Consider the following 20,314-nt stretch of genomic DNA (forward strand, 5'->3'; position numbering starts at 1 on the left):
TGAGTTGTGTACTGCACGCGACGATCCCAGCAGGACGCGCTCGCTCTCTCCAGCAGCCGTCATACCTGCGCAATCCATTTTCGATGGGTGTGGACCGACATCAGAATCCCGAAGCCTGACAATAGCGTTACCAGCGAAGTTCCGCCGAAGCTGATGAAGGGCAGCGGCACGCCCACCACGGGAAGCAGCCCGCTGACCATGCCGATATTAATGAACACGTAGACGAAAAACGTCATGGTCAGCGACCCGGCCAGCAACTTGCCGAACAGGGTTTGCGCCTGAACAGTGATCATCAGCCCGCGCGCGATCAGCAACAGATACACCAGCAACAGCAGGCACACCCCGACCAGGCCGAACTCTTCCGCGAGAACGGCAATGATAAAGTCCGTGTGGCTTTCGGGCAAAAAATCCAGGTGCGACTGGGTGCCCAGCAGCCAGCCCTTGCCGAACACGCCGCCGGAGCCGATCGCAGCTTTGGACTGGATGATGTTCCAGCCGGTGCCCAGCGGGTCGCTCTCGGGATCCAGGAAGGTATGAACGCGTTGCTTCTGGTAGTTGTGCAGCACGAAGTACCACATGCCGACCGCGATCGGGACCAGCGCCGCGACCGCGCCAGCGATCCAGCGCCAACGCAAGCCGGCAATGAACAGGACGAAGGCACCGGATACCAACACCAGCAGCGAAGTCCCGAGGTCGGGCTGCTTGAGGATCAGCACGAAGGGCACCACGATCATCGCCAGGCTGATGAGCGTGTGTTTGATACTCGGCGGCAACGCCCGTGCGGAGAGATACCAGGCGATCGTCATCGGCATGATGATTTTCATGAATTCGGATGGCTGGAAGCGGATTACGCCCGGAATGCTGATCCAGCGCGTCGCGCCCATCGCGGTGTAGCCGACGAAGTCCACCGCCACCAGCAGGCCGACCACGATGAGGTAACCGAGCGGCACCCAGCGCGCCATGAATCGCGGTTCCAGCTGAGCGATGACGAACATCGCGGCCATGCCAATGCCGAACGACGAGGCCTGCTTGAGCAGCAGGTCGAGGTTCTTGCCGCCTGCCGAATAGAGAATGAACAGGCTGCCACATGCCAGCAGCAACAGCAGCACCAGGAGCACGCCGTCGATATGCAGGCGTTGCAGCAGCGTCGCGCGGCGGCGCATCACGTCGGTGGTAGAGAGGGTCCGGTCGAACGTCTGGCTCATGGGGCGGCTACCTCCGCTTTTAATAACGGGGCGTATTCCGCTTTTAGCTGGCCATTCTCGTCCAGCAGCCAGGCATCCATCACCTGCTTGGCGACCGGGGCCGCCACGCCCGAGCCCGACTCCCCGTTCTCCACCATGACGGCCACGGCAATCTGCGGGTTGTCCACCGGCGCGAAGGCGACGAACAAGGCGTGATCGCGGTGCCGCTCGTTGAGTTTGCCGCTGTCGTAGCGCTCGCCTTGTTTGATCGCCACCACCTGGGCTGTACCGCTCTTGCCGGCGATGCGGTAGGTCGAGGTGTCGCCGACTTTTTTCGCAGTGCCGCGCGCGCCGTGCAGCACCTTCACCATGCCATTGATCGAAGCCTCCCAGTAGCGTGGATCGCGCAGCTGGATGTCCGGCATGGGCTCCGGATCGACCGGTAGCTCGCCTTCGATGCGGCGCGCCAGGTGCGGACGAATCCATTTGCCACGGTTAGCCATCAACGCGGTAGCTTGTGCCAACTGCAGAGGCGTGGCCTGCATGTAGCCCTGACCAATACCGAGAATGACCGTTTCCCCCGGATACCACGGCTGACGATAACGTGCCCGCTTCCAGTCCCGCGAGGGCATCAGACCAGCCGTTTCCTCGAACATGTCCAGCGACACGCGCTGGCCAATGCCAAATCGGGACATGTAGTCGTGCATGCGGTCGATGCCCATCTTGTGGGCAAGGTCGTAAAAATAGGTGTCATTGGATCGCATGATCGCCGTTTCCAGGTCCACCCAACCATCACCGCCGCGGTTCCAGTTACGGTACTTGTGCTTGACGTTGGGCAGCTGGAAGAAGCCAGGGTCAAAGACGCGCGAGTTTTCGGTCACCACGCCGGTATCGAGCCCGGCGACCGCCATCATCGGCTTGATCGTCGAACCCGGCGGGTAAAGGCCACGCAGGACGCGGTTGAACAGCGGCCGGTCGATCGAATCGCGCAGCGCGCCGTAATCCTTGAAGCTGATCCCGGTGACGAATAGGTTGGGGTCGAAGCTGGGCTGACTGACCATGGCCAGTACCTCGCCCGTGGCGGGCTGCAACGCAACGACTGCACCACGCCGGCCGGCGAGCGCCGCCTCCGCAGCTTCCTGCAGGTCGAGGTCGAGGGTCAGCGTCAGGTCCTTGCCCGGAATCGGGTCGGTGCGCTTGAGCACCCGCAGGACCCGCCCGCGAGCATTGGTTTCAACTTCCTCGTAGCCCACCTGACCGTGCAGCGAGTCCTCGTAGAAGCGCTCGATGCCGGTCTTACCGATGTGGTGGGTGCCGCTGTAGTTGACCGGATCGAGTTGCTTGAGCTCCGCCTCGTTGATCCGCCCCACGTAGCCGACCGAGTGGGCGAAGTGCTCGCCCTGGGGGTAGTGCCGCACCAACTGCGCGGCCACCTCGACGCCCGGCAGGCGGAACTGGTCCACCGCGATGCGCGCGATCTGTTCTTCGGACAGCTCGTACATGATCGGCACGGGCTCGAACGGTCTGCGCCCCTGCAAGACGCGCTTTTCGAACAAGGCACGTTCTTCGGCCGACAGTCCAAGCACCTCGACCACGGTATCCAGCGTGTGCCGCCAATCGCCGGCGCGCTCGCGGGTCACCGTCAGGCTGAAACTCGGCCGGTTGTCGGCGATGATCTTGCCGGTGCGGTCGAAGATGAGCCCGCGGTTAGGCGGGATAGGCTGCACATGAACCCGGTTGTTCTCGGACAGCGTGGAGTGATACTGGTACTGCACCACTTGCAAGTAGTACATCCGGGCGATCAGCACACAAATCATCACGAGCACCACCACCGCGCCCACGATCACGCGCTGACGCACCAGACGGGCGTCCTTTTCGTGGTCCTTAAGGGGTATGGGCTGGGACATCTCGGGCTGAACTACTTGTGATAAGGGTGGCCGGACAGCAGCGTCCAGGCGCGGTAGATCTGCTCACCCACCAGGATGCGTACCAGCGGATGCGGCAGCGTCAAGGGCGACAGCGACCAACGCTGTTCGCTACGCGCGCAGACCTCTGGCGCGAGCCCTTCAGGCCCACCTACCATGAGGTTGACGTTACGCGCATCGAGCCGCCAGCGATCGAGCTCGGCCGCCAGCTGCTCAGTACTCCAGGGGCGGCCTTGCACCTCGAGGGTGACGATCCGCTCGCCGGGCTGCACCTTCGCCAGCATGGCCTCGCCTTCCTGGCGAATCAACCGCGCCACGTCGGCATTCTTGCCACGGGTATTAAGCGGTATCTCGTGCAGTTCCAAGGGCAACTCGGCCGGGAGGCGTTTGACGTACTCCTGCCAGCCGTCTTCCACCCAGCGCGGCATCTTCGAACCCACGGCGACCAGCTTGATCCGCACGGAGCGCGTTACTCCTGCTCGCCGGCGTGGTGTGCGCGGCTCTGCTCGGCGCCCTGCCAGAGGCGCTCGAGGTCATAGAACTGCCGGGTCGGCACCTGCATGACATGTACCACGACGTCACCCAGGTCGAGCAGCGCCCACTCGCCGCCTTCCAGGCCTTCGCTACCCAGCGGGCGCACGCCCTGCTCCTTGACCTTTTCCAAGACATTGTCGGCCAGCGACTTGACGTGACGGCTGGAGGTCCCGCTAGCGATCACCATGAAGTCGGTAACACTGGTCTTTCCGCGGACATCGATGGTGGTGATGTCGGCGCCTTTCAGGTCTTCCAGGGCGCTGACGGCCAGCTGGACCAAAGAATCATTTTGCATAGTGCTTGAACAACCTCAGTTCGACGCCCGGTACAGTCCGTGCGCGTTGATATAAGCCAGTACGGTATCGGGTACGAGAAATCGGACCGACCGACCGCTGGCCAGAAATTGACGGATGCGCGTAGCCGACACACCCAGCGGCGCCTGCCAGACGAAAGCGATCTGCCCATGGCGCCCGGTCAACGCCTGTGGATCGCTCACGCTGCGCGCGGCGAGCAGATCACGCAGCGCTTCGGGCGCCTCGCTATCGGCGTCGGGCCGCTGCATGACCAACAAGTGGCAATGTTCGAGCAACTCGTCCCAGCGGTACCAGCCAGGCAAACCGCAGAACGCATCCCAGCCGACGATCAGAAAAAGCTGGTCATCGGCGCCCAGCTCACTGCGAAGCGACTCCAACGTCTCGATGGTGTACGACGGCCGATCGCGCTCCAGTTCACGTGCATCCACACTCAGCGGCGGGACGCCTTCGACAGCCAGCCGGACCATCGCCAGGCGATCCTGCGCCGAACTGCAGGGCGCTTCGCGGTGCGGCGGACGGAAATTCGGCAACAGCCGCACCTCGTCGAGCCCGAACATTTCGGCCACTTCCAGCGCACCGCGCAAATGGCCGATGTGAATCGGATCGAACGTACCGCCCAGCACGCCGACGCGCCGTGCTCCAGGAATCGCTGTCATCAGGTCCGTACGTGGCCATCGCCGAACACGACGTACTTCTCGCTCGTCAGGCCCTCCAGGCCCACCGGCCCGCGTGCGTGCAGCTTGTCGGTGGAAATGCCTATCTCGGCACCCAGCCCGTATTCGAAACCATCGGCAAAACGGGTCGAGGCGTTGACCATCACCGAGGCGGAATCGACCTCGGTAATGAAACGCCGCGCGTCGCTGAAATGCTCGGTGACGATGGCGTCGGTGTGCTGCGAGCCGAAGCGGTTGATGTGTTCGATGGCCTCGTCCAACGACGAGACGATGCGGATCGCCAGGATGGGCGCGTTGTATTCGGTGGCCCAGTCCTGCTCGCTCGCCTCCAGCACGTCGGCGCCGAGCAATTGCCGGGTATTCGGGCAGCCACGCAGTTCGACGCCCTTGTCACGGTAGATCGCCGCCAGCGGCGGCAGCACACGAGGCGCGATCGCGGCGTGTACCAGCAGCGTCTCCATGGTATTGCAGGGCGCGTAGCGCTGGGTCTTGGCGTTGTCGGCGACGCGGATCGCCTTGTCCAGGTCGGCGGCCTGGTCGATGAACACATGGCAGATGCCGTCCAGGTGCTTGATCACTGGCACTTTGGCGTCTCGACTGATGCGCTCGATCAGCCCCTTGCCGCCCCGAGGCACGATGACATCGACGAATTCAGGCATGGTGATGAGGGCTCCGACCGCGGCACGATCGGTGGTCTCGACGACCTGCACCGCGGCAGCCGGCAATCCGGCCTCGGCCAGGCCCTGCTGAATGCAACGCGCGATCGCCTGATTCGAATGGATGGCCTCGGAGCCGCCACGCAGGATGGTGGCATTGCCTGACTTGAGGCACAGGCTGGCGGCATCGATGGTCACGTTCGGCCGCGATTCGTAGATGATGCCAACCACGCCGAGCGGGACGCGCATCTTGCCAACCTGGATGCCGGAGGGCAGGTAGCGCATGTCGCGAATTTCACCGATCGGGTCTGGCAAGGCTGCAACCTGGCGCAGGCCTTCGATCATATCGTCGATGCGAGCCGGGGACAGCGCGAGGCGATCGAGCATGGCCTCATCCAGACCGTTCGCGCGCCCTGCCTCGAGATCCCGCCGGTTGGCATCGACCAGGGCTTCACGCGCCGCGTCGAGCGCCGTGGCCGCTGCTTGCAAAGCACGATTCTTCTGCGCAGTAGTGGCACGTGCAAGCACACGCGACGCCTCGCGCGCGGCGCGACCGAGGCGGTTCATGTAATCGAGTACGGACTCGGTCATGGTCTAGCTGGCCTGGCTCAAGGGAAAGCCGCGGATTATAGCCACCATCAAGGCCCGCGCCCAGCGGCGTCCGGCGAAAGGCAGTATCCGCCCTGCCAGCCACGCCTGCTCGGCGCCGCTATGATGCCCGTTTGAAACCTGGCTGCCGGAAGCCCGGTCGAAACCCTCTCGGTCGAAGGAAACCACAAATGCCCGAATGGCTTGCGCCACTGATCAATTGGCTCGCCGACAATCCGCAATGGCTTGGCCTGAGCCTGTTCCTCGTCGCGTGCCTTGAATGCCTGGCCATCGTCGGGCTGCTGATGCCCGGCACGGTGCTGGTGTTCGCCATTGCGGTCCTGGCCGGTAGCGGCGTGCTGACGCTGGGGGAAACCTTGCTGCTTGGGTACGCCGGCGGGCTGCTGGGTGACCTGCTGTCCTATGCGCTGGGCAGGCGCTACCACCAGAACATCCGCAGCATACGGGCGCTACGCAACCACCCGGAGTGGCTGACACGGGCGGAGGTGTATTTCCAACGCTACGGCATCGCGAGCCTATTGGTTGGTCGCTTCATTGGCCCTTTGCGGCCCATGCTGCCGCTTACCGCCGGCATGCTCGACATGCCCTTCGGCCGTTTTCTGTTGGTCAGCCTGGTCGCCGCAGCGGGTTGGTCCATGGCCTACCTGTTGCCGGGCTGGACTGCCGGTGCCGCTGTGCGCTTGCCGCTACCGGAAGGCTTCTGGGGCGAAGCGGGCATCGTCTTGGCCGGGCTGCTCCTACTGATCGGGGCCGTGGTGCACTGCAGCCTGCACCGGGTGCGCTGGGTAACTCCGCTGGCGGCGCTGCTGAGCGCGGCCTTGTTGATGGGTCTTTTCATCGGCTGGCCCTACCTGGAAGCCTTTGACGAGGGGCTGATGGCCGTGGTGCAGGGCGAGCGCAGCCCGGTCTTCGACCGCTTCATGGTGATCGTAACCCGCGCCGGCGACTTCAAGACTCAGCTATGGGCCGCGGTGCTGCTTGGTCTACTGCTGCTCGCGACGCGACAGTGGCGTGCTGCTGTCTTCAGCATCGCCACGCTGCTCGGCACGGCGCTGGCAAATGGCGCGCTAAAGGCCACCTTCGCCCGGGTGCGCCCGGAGATCCTGCTCGAGCCGCTGCACACGTACAGCTTTCCCAGCGGGCATAGCTCGGCGGCGTTCGCCTTCTTTCTCACCCTTGGGGTGCTTGCCGGGCGAGGCCAACCGCCGCGCCTGCGGCTGGCCTGGGTACTGCTGGCGACGCTGCCTGCAACAGCGATTGCCTTGTCACGCGTGTACCTGGGCGTGCACTGGCCGTCCGACGTCATTGCCGGCGCCGTGCTGGCCTCGACCTTCTGCGCCTTGAGCCTGACCCTGACCCAGTGGCGCTCGCCGATGAGTGCCCTGTCGCCGCGGATCTGGTGGCTGATCCTGCCTTCGACGCTCGGCCTGATCGGAGCGTTCGCGCTCTGGGCACTGCCTGGCGCGATGCTGCTCTACCGCTATCAATGAGTGCCGCTAGGCTTCCTCATCCTGCAATTGCTCGAGCCACCCCTGAATGCGCTCCAACAACGCATCGGTGGTATCGAGCTGAAGCAGCTCGACCTTCTGGTCCGGTTGGAAGGGCAGCAGGTAAGCCAGTTGATGCCCCAGAGAACGCTGCCCGTGCGCCATCCCACCCATGCCCAGCGTCCGCACCAAGGGGTGTTGCCCGAGCGCTTCCAGCAACACGGCAAGATCGGCATGCTCCGCCTCGAGCGGCGGGTCTTCAGGCTCGTCGCGCCAGGCGACATCCGCCACGATAAGCTGGTCGCGCTGCACCTCGGCCGGGCCCACGTCGAAGCGCCGACCGCCTTCGACGCGAATGCCGAGCAGGCCGTTGGGCTGTTGTTGCCAGTCGCGAATGAGCGCTTCGCAGCCGACCTGGGCATAGGCGCGGGCGGCATCGCCTACTTCACTCCCATCGACGATGCGCACGACGCCAAACCCGTGCCCGGCCTTCATGCAGCGGCTGACCATGTCCAGGTAGCGTGCCTCGAAAATCTGCAAATCCAGCGTACAGCCGGGAAACAGCACGGTATCGAGTGGAAACAGCGGCAGCTTCATGCGTTCTCCTTACAACAGCAGCGTGACGACCAGCGGCAACAGGACCGCGGTCATTACGCCCATCAGACTCATCGCCAGGGCGGCGAACGCCCCACTCTCGTCACTTTCCTGCAGCGCCTGGGCCGTGCCGACGGCATGCGCGGTCAACCCCAGCGCCATACCCCGCGCAGCCGGATTGCTCACCCGGCACATACGCAACAAGGTCGGACCGAAAATCGCCCCGAGGATACCGGTGATCATGACGAACACCGCCGCCAGCGCGACGATGCCGCCGATCTGGTCGGCCACCAGCATGGCGATTGGCGACGTCACCGACTTGGGCGCGAGCGTCATCAGGATCACCCGATCCGCACCGAAGCCCCAGGCAAGCGCCATCCCCAGCGCCGTCGCAACCGAACCGGCAATCAGCAGTGTCAACATGATCGGTGCGAACAGTTCGTGGATGCGCCGCAGGTTCAGGTACAGCGGCACGGCCAGCGCGACCGTCGCCGGGCCTAGCAACACGGTCAACATTTGTGCGCTCGCCCGGTACTCGGTGTAACTCAGGCCACACAGCACCAAGATGCCAATCACCATCAACATCGAAACCAGCACGGGTTGCAGGAACACCCAGCGCGTGCGCTCGTAGGCCGCGAACGCCAGCTGGAACGCCGCCAAGGTGATCGCCACGCCAAACAGCGGATGATGGATCACCGCCTCCCAGGCCGCTTGCCATTGCAACGGAATCATGCGCGGCCCGCCTTGCGTTGCTGGCGGCGGACCAGCGTCTGCATCAACCAGCCTGTGAAAACCAGCGACACGACCAGCGACACGACGAGCACCCCGACGATTGCCCAGAAGTCATCGAGGATCGCCTCGGTGTACGCCATCACACCGACCGCCGGCGGCACCAGCAACAGCGGCAGGTAGCGCAGCAGGCTGCTCGCGGCAAGCTGCAGCGACTCGCCCGCCTCGCCGCGCGTCAAGAGCGCGAGAAACAGCAAAACCAGCCCGATGATCGGGCCCGGCAACATGGGCAACAGCAGCACATTCAACGCTGTGCCAAGCAGCTGGAACAGCACCAGCCAGGTTAAACCGCGTAGCAGCATGCAAGCCTCCAGGTAACGAAGCGCGATTATAAGCATCCGCTCGCCGAACACCCCGCTCAAACGCAGCGACGGCCTATGCCACGCCATTCGCGATGCCCATGCTTGGTTGCCTTGCCGCGACGTGCGTGCTGATCTAGCAGAACACCTGTACGACCACCCCGGAGGCCGCATGCCGCAAGTACCCGCCGCAACGCTCAAGGACTACATTGGCAAGGAGCTCGGGCGCTCCGAATGGTTCACCGTCGACCAGGCTCGCGTCGACCAATTTGCCGAATGCACGGGCGATCACCAGTTCATCCATATCGACCCGGAGAAGGCGGCGCAGACGCCCTTCGGTGGCACAATCGCGCACGGCTTCCTGTCGCTGTCCTTGATACCGATGCTCATGGGTGACCTACTGGTCACGCCTGAAGGCACGCGGATGGGGGTCAACTACGGGCTCGACAGCCTGCGATTCATCCAGCCAGTGCGCGTGGGCTCGCGCGTGCGCCTGGCGGTGACACTGCTCGACGCCTACGAAAAGAACCCCGGCCAATGGCTGCTCAAGGCACGCGTCGTGATGGAGATCGATGGCGCCGACAAGCCGGCCTACATCGCCGAAACGCTCGCGCTGTGCATCACCTGATCCCACAAGCCGCGCCTTGCAGGGGCTGGCGAGCTTTGGGGCATACTGCGCCCATCTTTCTCGCTGGATCGTCGTATGCGCCGCCTGCTTCCCATGACCCTGATTTCCCTGCTGGCCGGCTGTGGTGACGGCGAACCACTGCTGCCGGCCGATGGCGTGCTCCCCGACGGTGGTCGCTACCGCGGCGAGATCGTCGACGGCCTGCTACAGGGCGAAGGCCGAATTGACTACCCCAACGGCAGCTATTACCAGGGCCACTTCGTAGAGGGCCGCTGGTCCGGCCCCGGCATCTGGCAGGCCGCCAACGGCGACCGCTACGAGGGCGAGTTCAAGGTCGGTTTGTTCGATGGCCAAGGCCGCTTCAGCTACGCCTCCGGTGGCGTCTACGAAGGCATGTTCCGCGCAGGGACCTTCAACGGCAAGGGTCGCTACAACGAACCGGGGCTGAGCTACGAAGGTGAGTTCAAGAATGATCTCTACCATGGCATCGGCACCCTGAGCACCGATGATGGCGTGGTCTACCACGGCGCTTTCATCGAAGGCCAACCCCATGGCGAAGGCAGCCGTAGCGACGCCTCCGGCACGCTCAGCGGGACGTTTATCGACGGCCAAGCAACTGGCGCGGGCGAGTTCACTGGCAGCACAGGCGAGCGCTACGCCGGCCACTTCGACAAGGATCTGTTCCACGGCCGAGGTCGTTATGAGGATGGCGAAGGCAACAGCTGGGAAGGCGTCTTCGAGCGCGGCGCCCTGACAGGCGAGGGGCGCTATGTCAGCGCGAACGGAACGCGCTACGACGGCGGCTTCCAGGTCTGGCAGTATCACGGGAAGGGCCGCCTCGAGCGAGCTGACGGCAGCCGCTACGACGGCGGTTTCAGGCACGGCCAGTTCGACGGCGAGGGTACGTTGACCGAAGCGGACGGGCGCGTACAGCAAGGGCTTTGGAGAGACGGCCGCCTGCGACGCGACGGCGAGGGCAACCGCCTACCCGACCCGCTGGAGCTCGGCCTGCTTGCCCAGGGCCAACTGCTGCAGAAGGCATTGAGCGCGGTGCCGCCCTCCACACCCGCAGCGGAGCTCTACAGCCTGACCTTTGCTGGCGATGGCCAGCAGAGCGTATTCCTGCGTGAGGTTGACTATGTCGACCAATTGCTCGCCGAGCGCTTCGCCGCGCACGGCCAGATCAGCCTGGCCAACCACCGCGACCACCTCGCCGATCGTCCGCTGGCTACGCATGAGAACCTGGCCCGCGCGATCGAGACCCTGGCCGAGCGCAGCGGCCCGGAGGACTTGCTGTTCATCTACTTCACCAGCCACGGATCGGCCGACCACCAGCTCGCCGTCGACCAGCCACGCTTGGCCCTCGAAGACCTGCCGGCCAGCGAACTGGCGGAACTACTGGCGCCCCTGCAGGGGCGCCACAAGATCCTTGTCATCTCGGCGTGCTATTCGGGCGGATTTATCGAACCGCTGAAAAGCCCGGATACATTGATACTCACCGCGGCGCGCGCCGACCGCGTGTCGTTCGGGTGCAGCGAAGAAGCGGACTTCACCTACTTCGGCCGCGCACTGTTCGCCGAGGCGCTGCAGCAAACCCGCGACATCGTCGAAGCGTTCACGCTGGCGAAGGCCAGGGTTGCCGAACGGGAACAGGCCGACCACTATCAAGCTTCGGAACCGCAGATTTGGGCGCCGCCCAAGGTCGTCGAGCACTGGCGCCAGTTGCAACCCAGGCAGCCGGCAGTAGCCGACTGACCACCACAGGAAGCAGTCACAGGAAACCTCACCATGTATTTGACGCCCCAGCGCATTTTGCTTGCCGGCGCCACCGGACTGACCGGCGAGCACCTGCTCGACCGCCTGCTCAACGAGCCCACCGTCGACTGCGTTCTGGCGCCCACGCGTAAACCGCTCGCCGAACACCCTCGCCTGCAAAACCCGATCGGTCCGCTGCAGTCGCAGCTTGGCCAGCTGGAGGGGCAGTTCGATACAGCCTTTTGCTGCCTGGGCAGCACCTTAAAAGAAGCCGGCAGCGAAGAAGCCTTCAAGGCCATCGACCACGATCTGGTGATCGCCTTTGCCCGTCGTGCCCGCGAACTCGGCGCCCGTCATCTACTGGTGATCAGTTCGCTCGGCGCCAATCCGGACAGCCCAATCTTCTACCTCAAGGTCAAGGGCGAAATGGAAGCCTCGCTGCGCGCGCAAGGTTGGCCCCAACTGACCCTTGCGCGCCCGGCCCAACTGCTCGGCCCTCGCATGGAAGTCCGCCCGATGGAGCGGCTGACCGCCCCGCTGTCCTACCTGCTGCCCGGCAAATACCGCGGTATCTCTGCCTGCACGCTTGCCCGCTCACTCTGGCGCCTCGCGCTGGAAGAGGGCGAAGGCACACGCGTGGTCGAATCGGATGAGCTGAGGCGGTTGGGGAAATAGACCCGTTCCGGAGCCGAGCGGCTGGAGGAGCGGTACAACGCTGAGCGTATCCCTGCGTTAGGCAGCGCCGCTCGCCCAACGCGCCATACGAGCCGGCTGTGCTTCATTAAGGCGCGGGCATAGCCTGGGGCCCGGCCTTCAGCCCTTGATGAAATGCTCGCGATAATGCCGCAGCTCGGCGATCGACTCACGGATGTCGTCCAGCGCCAGGTGGGTTCCGCCTTTCTTGAAACTGGCCAGCACGTCCGGCGCCCAGCGCGCGGCGAGCTCCTTCAGGGTCGAGACATCAAGATTGCGGTAGTGGAAATACGCTTCCAGCCTCGGCATGCGCCGGTAGAGGAAACGGCGGTCCTGGCAGATGCTGTTGCCGCAGATGGGGGACTTGCCCTTGGGCACCCATTGCTCGAGGAAGGCCAGCGTCTGCGCCTCGGCTTCCTCCGTAGAAATGCGGCTTTCACGCACCCGCTGGGTCAGGCCCGAACCGCCGTGCTGGCGAGTATTCCATTCATCCATCCCGGCTAGCACTTCGTCACTCTGGTGAATCGCGATGACCGGGCCTTCGGCCAGCACGTTGAGCTGGCTGTCGGTGACGATGGTGGCCATTTCGATGATGACGTCGTTGTCCGGGTCGAGGCCGGTCATTTCGAGGTCGATCCAGATCAGGTTCTGCGGGCTCTGCATGGTGTGCTCCTTGGCTGTGTCTCGCAGTTTAGCCGTTCGCACCCGGAGCGTCAGGTGCCCCTGTCCGCCCGGGCTGCCAGACCAGCAAACGCGAATGGCGCAAGTCATTGACCTGCAGCACCTCCTCGGCCGGCACGCCCGGTACCTCGAAGCTATTGCTGATCAGCAGCGCGCCCGGGTGCATTTCCGCGCAGGCCTTTTCCCACAGGCGCGGCATTGGCGCCGGCGAGAGAAAGCAATAGACCGCATCGTATTCGCCGAGCGGCTCCTGCCATAGGCTGCGAAACCGTACCCGGCAGTTGCGCCGTGCCAGGCACCGCAGCCAGCAGATCAGGAAGGGAAGCGGCGCGGTCTCGACCCCAACGAAACGCGCCGCCGGGTAGGTCCCGGCCAGCCGCAGCAGGCTGCCGCCGACACCGCAGCCGAGGTCGACGAAGGCAAAGCTTTCCGGCAGCCGCGCCAGACGCTCGGACAACACCTGCTCAGTCGCCGGCCCGGTGAGGTAGAGCGGCACGCGCTCAACCAGCGCATTCCAGTTGAGTAGCAGCAGCACCGCGAAGCCGAGCAGCAAGACCCAGGGCGGCAAGGCGTGAGCCTGCATCAGAACCAACGCAGGGACGAAGACGAAGTTGATCGGCAACCACCATCCCGATAGCCCCAGGCGGCGGCCAACCAGCGCGGCCAGCACGCCCTGTACCAAGGCGGCCATCAGCAGGGTGACATGCATGCCGAACAAGCGTGCGGCAGTGAACAGCAGCAACCAGCAGACCACGGCCGCAACCAGATGACTGGCCAACGCCACGAGTGCAGGGATTCGAACGGGAGCCTGATTCGCCATGGACCTTAACAACCAAGAACGCGACGCCTGAGTCTAAACCGCTGTGACTGCCGCTGCGCAAACCACCAGATATCAGCCCGCCTCGGCATCCACCGGGCGACGCGCCCCGCAGGCCGCCACGATCAGCATGCTAGACTCGCATCCCTTTCCACCCTGGGCTTCACATACATGGCCAAACGCCAACTCAACCGCCGACAAAGCTGGCGCATCGAGAAAATCCAGGAGGAGCGCGCCGCTCGCGCGGCACGGCGCGAGTCCCGCGCCATCGATGAACTCGAAGGGGGCGACCTCGGCCCGGAGCAGACCGGCCTGGTCATCGCGCATTTTGGCGTCCAGGTGGAAGTCGAAGCCCAGGACGGCGACCAGCGCGGCCAGGTGTTTCGCTGCCACCTGCGCGCAAACCTGCCCGCGCTTGTGACTGGCGATCAGGTCGTCTGGCGGCCAGGCAATCAAGGCATCGGTGTGATCGTCGCGCAGTTGCCGCGCCATTCGGAGCTGTGCCGGCCCGACACTCGCGGCCAGCTCAAGCCGGTCGCGGCGAATGTCGACCTGATCGTAATCGTCTTCGCGCCGCTACCCGAACCCCACGCCAACCTCATCGACCGCTACTTGGTCGCCGCCGAACATGCCGGTATCGCGCCGCTGCTTCTGCTCAACAAGGCTGACCTGATCGATGCGCACAACCAGCCCGCGCTCGACGCGCTGCTTTCGGTGTACCGCACACTCGGTTATCCGCTGTTGGAAGTGTCTGCCCACGACGGGGCGGGCATGGACGCGCTCCGGCAGCGGCTCGACGGGCAGGTCAGCGTGTTTGTCGGGCAGTCGGGAGTGGGCAAGTCGTCGCTGGTCAACAGCCTGCTACCCGGCGTGGATACTCGCGTCGGTGCGCTGTCAGAGATGACCGGCAAAGGTACGCATACCACCACGACGGCTCGCCTGTTTCATTTCCCTGGCGGTGGCGAGCTGATCGACTCACCGGGCATTCGCGAGTTCGGCCTCGGCCATGTCAGCCGTGCGGACGTCGAAGCCGGGTTCATCGAGTTTCAGGATCTACTGGGACGCTGCCGCTTCCGTGACTGCAAGCACGACCGCGAACCGGGCTGCGCCCTGCTCAAGGCACTCGAGGAAGGCCGGATACAGCCGCAGCGCATGCAAAGCTATCGGCACATCATCAGCGGGTTGCAAGCACCCGAGTATTGATCGACCTCGGCCGCCTCACTCGCCAGGCTGGTCGAACTTCAAGACGCCGCCCTCGAAAATATTCAGGCGCTCGCGTAACTGCTCCGGTTGCAGCGGGTCGCTACCCGCCGCGGGCGCAAGCGCACCGGGCACGGCCGGCGGCGCGGGATTGGGCGCTGCGCCCGCCGGCGGTGCAGCCTCGTCGGTGGCTTCGGACTGCTCACCTTCGATGTTGCGCTGCGCCTTCTTGGTCAACACGAGGATGTCGATGCGGCGGTTGACCGGATTCAGCGGATCTTCGCGATCGAACAGCGCCGACGACGCGTAACCGACCACACGAGCGATCTGGTCTTCCGGATAGCCTCCGGCGACTAACGCACGCCGCGCCGCGTTGGCACGCCCGGCCGACAGCTCCCAGTTGCCGAACTCGCCCCGCCCGGAATACGGTTTGGCGTCGGTATGGCCGCTGACGCTGATCTTGTTCGGCACGGCGCGAATGGTGTCTGCCATCGCCAGCAGGATGTCTTCGAAATAGGGCTGCAGTTGGGCGCTGCCGAGCGCGAACATCGGGCGGTTCTCAGCATCCATGATCTGGATGCGCAGCCCGTCCTGGGTGATCTCGAACAGGATCTGATCCTTGAAGCGCGTCAGTTCCGGATTTTCGTCAACTTTGTTCTGCAACTCCTGCAGCAGCAGTTCCAGGCGTTCCTTGTCGAGCTGCTCGGCCAGGTTCTCGACCTGATCTGGATTGATGCTCGCCTCGGTCTGCTGCGGCTGCTCGTCGACCTGCTCGTTGAGCGTACGGTCCGGGGCAGGCGTGGGCGTACCGCCCAGGTCGATCACGTAGGGGCTAGCACTCTCGGTAAAGCCAATGGGGTCCTGGAAGTAACCGGAGATTGCGCGCTTCTGCTCGGGCGTGGCCGAACTCATCAGCCACATCACCAGGAAGAACGCCATCATGGCCGTCGCGAAATCGGCGAAGGCGATCTTCCAGGCACCGCCATGGTGACCGGCAGCGGATTTCTTGACCCGCTTGACGATGATTGGTTGGTTGTTGTCCATCGCTGTTCTTAACTACCGCGCATGGCTTGTTCGAGTTCGGAAAAGCTCGGCCGATGGGCCGGCAGGAGCACCTTGCGGCCAAACTCGACGGCCAGTGTCGGCGGCATCCCCGACGCGGAAGCAACCAGGGTTGCCTTGATGCTTTCGTAGAGGTTCAGCTCTTCCTTGGCGTCGTGTTCGAGGGCGGCGGAAAGCGGGCCGAAAAAGCCGTATGACGCGAGAATCCCGAGGAAGGTACCGACCAGCGCGGTCGCAACCTTTTCGCCGATCTCAGCGTTGGTCGCCGACGCCAGGATCGACATCGTGATCACGATCCCGAGCACCGCCGCGACGATACCCATCGCCGGAAGGCCGTCGGCGATCTTTGCCACGGCATGCGAGGGGTGCTCCAGTTCTTCCTTGAGGCCGGTAAGCTCCATGTCGAACAGGCCTTCAAGTTCGTGCGGGGCCATGTTGCCGGACGACATGATGCGCAAGTAATCGCAGACGAAGGCAGTCATGCGCTCGTCCTTGATGACGGAGGGGTATTTGCTGAAGATCGGACTGGCCTTGGGGTCCTCGAGGTCGGCCTCGATGGCCATCATGCCCTCGCGCCGGCTCTTGTTGAGGATCTCGTAGAGCATCCCGAGCACTTCGAGATAGAACTTATGGGTGAAGCGATGCCCGAACATCTGCAGCGATTTCTTGAACACGATCTTGGTCGTGCTGCCTGGGTTGGCCTGCAGAAAGCCGCCAAGGGCCGCGCCGCCGATGATCATGACCTCGAAGGGGTGAATGAGTGCCCCTAGCTTGCCGCCGGACAGGATGAATCCGCCAAGCACACTGGCGAATACCACGATGATGCCGATAATTTTTGCCATAGATAGGTACGTCTAAAACCTGGTCACGGAGGGGTGCCTGAACGCGCAGCAGATTGCCGCACAGGGCGCCGGGCGGGCAGATCGAAAGAATTGTTCGGGTTATCGGAACTTTTGCGCCAGACTAAAGGCCATCCCGATGAAATGCTAGTTCGGCGACCTCATGACCACGACCCCGCTACCCCGCACGCTGCCGGCCTGGATCAAGGCGCTAGACGCTGTCGTGCTGCCTGCCGATGCCAATGCCTACGCCCAGGTTCAACGCGGCCTGCGTGACAGCAGCAAATCAATGCGGCAGATATCCGAGTTGATCCAGGAAAGCCCGGTGCTGGCGCTGAACGTTATCCGCGAAGCGAACCAGGATGCCGCCGCGGCGAACAAGCCCGCCGAAAGCCTGGAAATCGCCTTGAGCCGCATCGGGCTCAAGCGTGCCGAGGCGTTGTTCCAGCGCGTTCCCGCAGCCAAACCCAAGGACATCCCCGCGCCGCTGCGGCAGCTGTTGCTGATTAGCCAGCACGCAAGCCAGCAGGCCAACGGGCTGTTCGCCGCTCGCCTCGCCCGACTGTGGCAGGAAATCCACTGGAACAGCCTGCTGTTTCTCTCGCCGATCTGGGCGCTTGTCGCAGCCCAGCCAGCGCTGCTCGACGCCTGGGAGCAGCGCGTGTTGGTCGGTGGCGAACCAGCACCTAAGGTCGAGCAGGAACTGCTCGGCGTGCCGCTGCTGGATCTGTGCGTCGCCGTGGCCGAACACTGGGCGCTGCCGGGTTGGATCGCCCTCGGCTACCGGCTGCTGCGCGAGAACCGGCGCCTGTTGATCAAGGCTCTGCACATCGCGCGCGACAACGAACACCCACTGCACCAGCAGCAGATGCTCGACGCCGACGCCGAGCTTCGGCGCTGGCTGACACTGCCCAGCAACACCATCGTGCTCGCGAACGGGCTCGCCCTGTCGTCGCACCACAGCTGGAATGGCATCCATAGCCTGCGCTGGCAACGCCTCGCAGGGCTTTACCTACAGGTGCCGCTGGGCGAATTGCAGCAACTGGTCCACCAGCAGGCCACGACCAGCGCCCAGGCAATCGGCCCTACCGATCTCTGGCACCCAGCGCAGGGGCTACTCTGGCCCTGGGAAAGCCGCTTCCAACAAGCACGCAAGGTCGAGTCTGCCCCCTCCCCTGCGCAGGCGCAGCAATGGCGCGATCTGTGCCGCGAGCTGCTGGCCGATCGGTCACCCTACAGCAACGTGCTGCAATTGAGCGCGACGGCCGGGCGGGCGCTCACGGCGGCAGGGTTGTCACGCGTGTTGGTGATGCTGGTCGATCGTCGCCAACACCGACTCATCGCCCAGCACGCCAACGGCCTTCCGCAGGCTGCGGTCCACGCCACCTTCGATCCCGAGCAGAGCCAGGTGCTGCGGCGCTTGCTGGAAAAGCCCGCCCTGCTCCGCCTGAACCCAGCCAACGTCGCGCAGTTCTCCGCCATGCTGCCGGGAACGCTCAAGAGCCTGTTTCCCGGTGAGCACGTGCTGCTTCGCTCGGTCGGCCTGGACGGGCGCGTGGTGATGCTGGTCGTCGCCGACCAGGCCAACGCCCCCTTGAGCGACAGCTCGGTGCAGGCCTTCGGCAAAACCGTGCAATGCATCGAGCGGGCCCTGGCCACGTTCAGCAAGCGCGGCCGCTAGCTTTTTCGCTAGACTGCGTGCTTTCAGATCAGCCGAGGCTCGACGTGTCCGCCTTCTCAAATCTGCCCCTGGTGATCGAACCGGCCGAGCTGGCCGACCGCCTCGATGCGCCCGAACTCATCCTGGTCGACCTGACCAGCGCTGGGCGCTATGCCGAGGGCCACATCCCCGGCGCCCGCTTCGTCGACCCCAAGCAGACTCAGCTCGGCCAGCCGCCCGCACCCGGCCGTGCACCGACTCGGACTCAGCTCGAGGCGCTGTTCAGCACCCTGGGCCATCGGGCCGATGCGGTCTACGTGCTATATGACGACGAAGGCGGCGGCTGGGCGGGGCGTTTCATCTGGCTGCTCGATGTCATCGGGCATCGCCGTTACCACTATCTCGACGGCGGCCTGCATGCCTGGCTGGCGGAGGGCCGGCCGCTCTCTCGTGAAATTCCCGCGCCGGGCAGTAGCCCCGTCGAGCTGACGCTGGACGACGCGCCGACTGCCAGCCGCGAATACATCGAAAGCCGCCTTGGCGCCGACGACGTGGTGATCTGGGACGCGCGATCGCCGCAGGAATACCGGGGCGAGAAGGTACTGGCGGCACGCGCTGGTCATATCCCCGGCGCCGTCAATTTCGAATGGACGGCGGGCATGGACCCCGCGCGCGCCATGCGCATCCGCGAGGACATCGCCGAGCAGTTGCTGGCGCTCGGCATCAGCCCCGATAAAGAAGTCATCACGCACTGCCAGACGCACCACCGGTCAGGCTTTACCTACCTGGTGGCGAAGGCGCTCGGCTACCCACGAGTCAAAGGATACGCCGGCTCCTGGGGCGAATGGGGCAACCTGCCCGACACCCCGATTCAGCAATGAAAAGGTCACCCATGATAGATCGCTTGTTCGTCATCAGCCAATACCTGCTTCCGCATCACCTGGTCTCCCGCGTCGCCGGCTGCCTCGCCGAATGCCGCCTGCCCTGGGTGAAGAACACCTTCATCAAGGCATTCATCCGTCACTTCGGGGTGCCCATGCATGAGGCGCAAGTCGAGGAACCCACGGAGTACGAGCATTTCAACGCCTTCTTCACCCGCGCGCTGAAAGACGGCGCCCGCCCGCTCGACCCGACACCCGGCGCCATCCTCAACCCTTGCGATGGTGCCATCAGCCAGCTCGGCACGATCGAGCAGGGCCGGATCTTCCAAGCCAAAGGCCACAGCTACAGCGTGATGGAACTGCTCGGCGGAGATCACGAACGCGCGGCGCCCTTCATGGGCGGCAGTTTCGCCACGGTTTACCTCTCACCAAAGGACTATCACCGTGTGCACATGCCGGTCGCGGGCACGCTGCGCGAGATGGTCTACGTGCCCGGGCGGATTTTCTCGGTCAATACCGTCACCACCGAAGGCGTGCCAGAACTGTTCGCGCGCAATGAGCGCGTGGTCTGCCTTTTCGATACCGAGCATGGCCCGATGGCAATGGTGCTCGTCGGCGCCATGATCGTCGCCAGCATCGAAACGGTCTGGGCTGGGCTGGTCACCCCGCCTAAGCGCAGCCTTAAAACGGTGCGCTACGACGAGACCGCTCGCGCGCCCATCCAATTGGCCAAGGGCGCCGAAATGGGTCGCTTTAAACTGGGCTCGACGGTCATTCTCCTGTTCGGCCCCGAGCAAGTCAGCTGGGCCACGGAACTGACGGCCCTGAGCCCTGTTCGCATGGGAGAGAGCCTGGGCCAGGTGACTACCGCCGCAGGCCTGATGGCAGACGAGCCAGCGTAACCCTGATCGGCACCAACGGTCAGTTGCGACTGACCCGACCGGACAGGTCCGCTATGATGCAGCGCATGATTGCACAATGACACTACAGGACAGGCTTGAGCACAGGAGTGCTGCTAAAGTTTCAAGAGGCC

21 protein-coding genes are annotated in these 20,314 nt (G+C 64.3%); 8 read left to right on the plus strand and 13 right to left on the minus strand.

Going from position 1 to position 20,314, the window contains the following annotated elements; translation table 11 throughout:
• Nucleotides 1–59: 59 nt before the first annotated feature.
• The 6 genes from rodA to KXR72_RS16255 are packed head-to-tail and all read right to left on the minus strand — an operon-like array spanning nucleotide 60 to nucleotide 5,878.
• A complete protein-coding gene (gene rodA, locus KXR72_RS16230; RefSeq protein WP_437422129.1) occupies nucleotides 60–1,205 on the minus strand; it encodes a rod shape-determining protein RodA in 1,146 nt (381 codons plus the stop codon).
• Nucleotides 1,202–3,091: a penicillin-binding protein 2 gene (mrdA, locus tag KXR72_RS16235; protein WP_437422130.1), complete on the minus strand. Its 1,890-nt coding sequence runs from the start codon at nucleotides 3,089–3,091 to the stop codon at nucleotides 1,202–1,204. Before mrdA ends, rodA begins: the two co-directional genes overlap by 4 nt.
• Nucleotides 3,092–3,102: 11 nt before the next feature.
• Nucleotides 3,103–3,570, minus strand: coding sequence for a 23S rRNA (pseudouridine(1915)-N(3))-methyltransferase RlmH (gene rlmH / locus KXR72_RS16240; protein ID WP_437422131.1), 468 nt, complete (start codon nucleotides 3,568–3,570; stop codon nucleotides 3,103–3,105).
• Nucleotides 3,571–3,578: 8 nt separating this feature from the next.
• Nucleotides 3,579–3,938 carry a ribosome silencing factor gene (gene rsfS, locus KXR72_RS16245; RefSeq protein ID WP_437422132.1) on the minus strand — a complete coding sequence of 120 codons (360 nt, stop codon included), beginning with the start codon at nucleotides 3,936–3,938 and terminating at the stop codon, nucleotides 3,579–3,581.
• A gap of 15 nt (nucleotides 3,939–3,953) precedes the next feature.
• Entirely contained in the window at nucleotides 3,954–4,613 is a 660-nt protein-coding gene (gene nadD / locus KXR72_RS16250; RefSeq protein WP_437422133.1) for a nicotinate-nucleotide adenylyltransferase, read from the minus strand.
• Nucleotides 4,613–5,878, minus strand: a complete 1,266-nt coding sequence (locus KXR72_RS16255) for a glutamate-5-semialdehyde dehydrogenase (protein WP_437422134.1) — start codon at nucleotides 5,876–5,878, stop codon at nucleotides 4,613–4,615. The genes nadD and KXR72_RS16255 overlap by 1 nt, the downstream gene beginning before the upstream one ends.
• Before the next feature lie 188 nt (nucleotides 5,879–6,066).
• Here KXR72_RS16255 and KXR72_RS16260 point away from each other — a divergent pair, with 188 nt between their 5' ends.
• On the plus strand, nucleotides 6,067–7,386 hold the full coding sequence (locus KXR72_RS16260) for a bifunctional DedA family/phosphatase PAP2 family protein (protein ID WP_437422135.1): 1,320 nt from the start codon (nucleotides 6,067–6,069) through the stop codon (nucleotides 7,384–7,386).
• Nucleotides 7,387–7,392: 6 nt separating this feature from the next.
• On the opposite strand, the gene KXR72_RS16265 is transcribed toward KXR72_RS16260, so the two are convergent.
• Genes KXR72_RS16265 through KXR72_RS16275 form a run of 3 tightly spaced genes read right to left on the minus strand, consistent with a single transcriptional unit; the run spans nucleotide 7,393 to nucleotide 9,068 of the window.
• Entirely contained in the window at nucleotides 7,393–7,980 is a 588-nt protein-coding gene (locus KXR72_RS16265) for an LON peptidase substrate-binding domain-containing protein (RefSeq protein WP_437422136.1), read from the minus strand.
• A gap of 9 nt (nucleotides 7,981–7,989) precedes the next feature.
• Nucleotides 7,990–8,709, minus strand: a complete 720-nt coding sequence (locus tag KXR72_RS16270) for an LrgB family protein (protein ID WP_437422137.1) — start codon at nucleotides 8,707–8,709, stop codon at nucleotides 7,990–7,992.
• On the minus strand, nucleotides 8,706–9,068 hold the full coding sequence (locus tag KXR72_RS16275; protein WP_437422138.1) for a CidA/LrgA family protein: 363 nt from the start codon (nucleotides 9,066–9,068) through the stop codon (nucleotides 8,706–8,708). The genes KXR72_RS16270 and KXR72_RS16275 overlap by 4 nt, the downstream gene beginning before the upstream one ends.
• Before the next feature lie 169 nt (nucleotides 9,069–9,237).
• Between KXR72_RS16275 and KXR72_RS16280 the strand changes: the two genes are divergently transcribed.
• From KXR72_RS16280 to KXR72_RS16290, 3 genes are all read left to right on the plus strand, one after another.
• Complete coding sequence (locus tag KXR72_RS16280) at nucleotides 9,238–9,693, plus strand: MaoC family dehydratase (protein WP_437422139.1); 456 nt, start codon at nucleotides 9,238–9,240, stop codon at nucleotides 9,691–9,693.
• Between the two features lie 75 nt (nucleotides 9,694–9,768).
• Nucleotides 9,769–11,448 carry a C13 family peptidase gene (locus KXR72_RS16285; RefSeq protein WP_437422140.1) on the plus strand — a complete coding sequence of 560 codons (1,680 nt, stop codon included), beginning with the start codon at nucleotides 9,769–9,771 and terminating at the stop codon, nucleotides 11,446–11,448.
• Between the two features lie 33 nt (nucleotides 11,449–11,481).
• Nucleotides 11,482–12,123: an oxidoreductase gene (locus KXR72_RS16290; RefSeq protein WP_437422141.1), complete on the plus strand. Its 642-nt coding sequence runs from the start codon at nucleotides 11,482–11,484 to the stop codon at nucleotides 12,121–12,123.
• Nucleotides 12,124–12,261: 138 nt separating this feature from the next.
• Here KXR72_RS16290 and orn read toward each other — a convergent pair whose 3' ends face one another.
• On the minus strand, nucleotides 12,262–12,804 hold the full coding sequence (orn, locus tag KXR72_RS16295; RefSeq protein WP_437422142.1) for an oligoribonuclease: 543 nt from the start codon (nucleotides 12,802–12,804) through the stop codon (nucleotides 12,262–12,264).
• Nucleotides 12,805–12,832: 28 nt separating this feature from the next.
• Entirely contained in the window at nucleotides 12,833–13,642 is an 810-nt protein-coding gene (locus KXR72_RS16300) for a class I SAM-dependent methyltransferase (protein WP_437422143.1), read from the minus strand.
• A 168-nt stretch (nucleotides 13,643–13,810) separates the two neighbouring features.
• Here KXR72_RS16300 and rsgA point away from each other — a divergent pair, with 168 nt between their 5' ends.
• Nucleotides 13,811–14,842 carry a small ribosomal subunit biogenesis GTPase RsgA gene (gene rsgA / locus KXR72_RS16305; RefSeq protein ID WP_437422144.1) on the plus strand — a complete coding sequence of 344 codons (1,032 nt, stop codon included), beginning with the start codon at nucleotides 13,811–13,813 and terminating at the stop codon, nucleotides 14,840–14,842.
• Between the two features lie 15 nt (nucleotides 14,843–14,857).
• Here rsgA and motB read toward each other — a convergent pair whose 3' ends face one another.
• A complete protein-coding gene (motB, locus tag KXR72_RS16310; RefSeq protein ID WP_437422145.1) occupies nucleotides 14,858–15,883 on the minus strand; it encodes a flagellar motor protein MotB in 1,026 nt (341 codons plus the stop codon).
• Nucleotides 15,884–15,891: 8 nt separating this feature from the next.
• Nucleotides 15,892–16,743, minus strand: a complete 852-nt coding sequence (gene motA / locus KXR72_RS16315) for a flagellar motor stator protein MotA (protein ID WP_437422146.1) — start codon at nucleotides 16,741–16,743, stop codon at nucleotides 15,892–15,894.
• Nucleotides 16,744–16,903: 160 nt separating this feature from the next.
• On the opposite strand from motA, the gene KXR72_RS16320 reads away from it, so the two are divergent.
• From KXR72_RS16320 to asd, 3 genes are read left to right on the plus strand one after another with little or no spacing between them, the layout of a single operon-like run.
• Nucleotides 16,904–18,421, plus strand: a complete 1,518-nt coding sequence (locus KXR72_RS16320; RefSeq protein WP_437422147.1) for an HDOD domain-containing protein — start codon at nucleotides 16,904–16,906, stop codon at nucleotides 18,419–18,421.
• Nucleotides 18,422–18,465: 44 nt separating this feature from the next.
• Complete coding sequence (locus KXR72_RS16325) at nucleotides 18,466–19,281, plus strand: rhodanese-like domain-containing protein (RefSeq protein ID WP_437422148.1); 816 nt, start codon at nucleotides 18,466–18,468, stop codon at nucleotides 19,279–19,281.
• Between the two features lie 11 nt (nucleotides 19,282–19,292).
• A complete protein-coding gene (gene asd / locus KXR72_RS16330) occupies nucleotides 19,293–20,183 on the plus strand; it encodes an archaetidylserine decarboxylase (RefSeq protein WP_437422149.1) in 891 nt (296 codons plus the stop codon).
• Nucleotides 20,184–20,314: the final 131 nt, after the last annotated feature.

The organism is Stutzerimonas chloritidismutans (genome assembly GCF_051486945.1).
Lineage (GTDB): Bacteria > Pseudomonadota > Gammaproteobacteria > Pseudomonadales > Pseudomonadaceae > Stutzerimonas > Stutzerimonas chloritidismutans_B.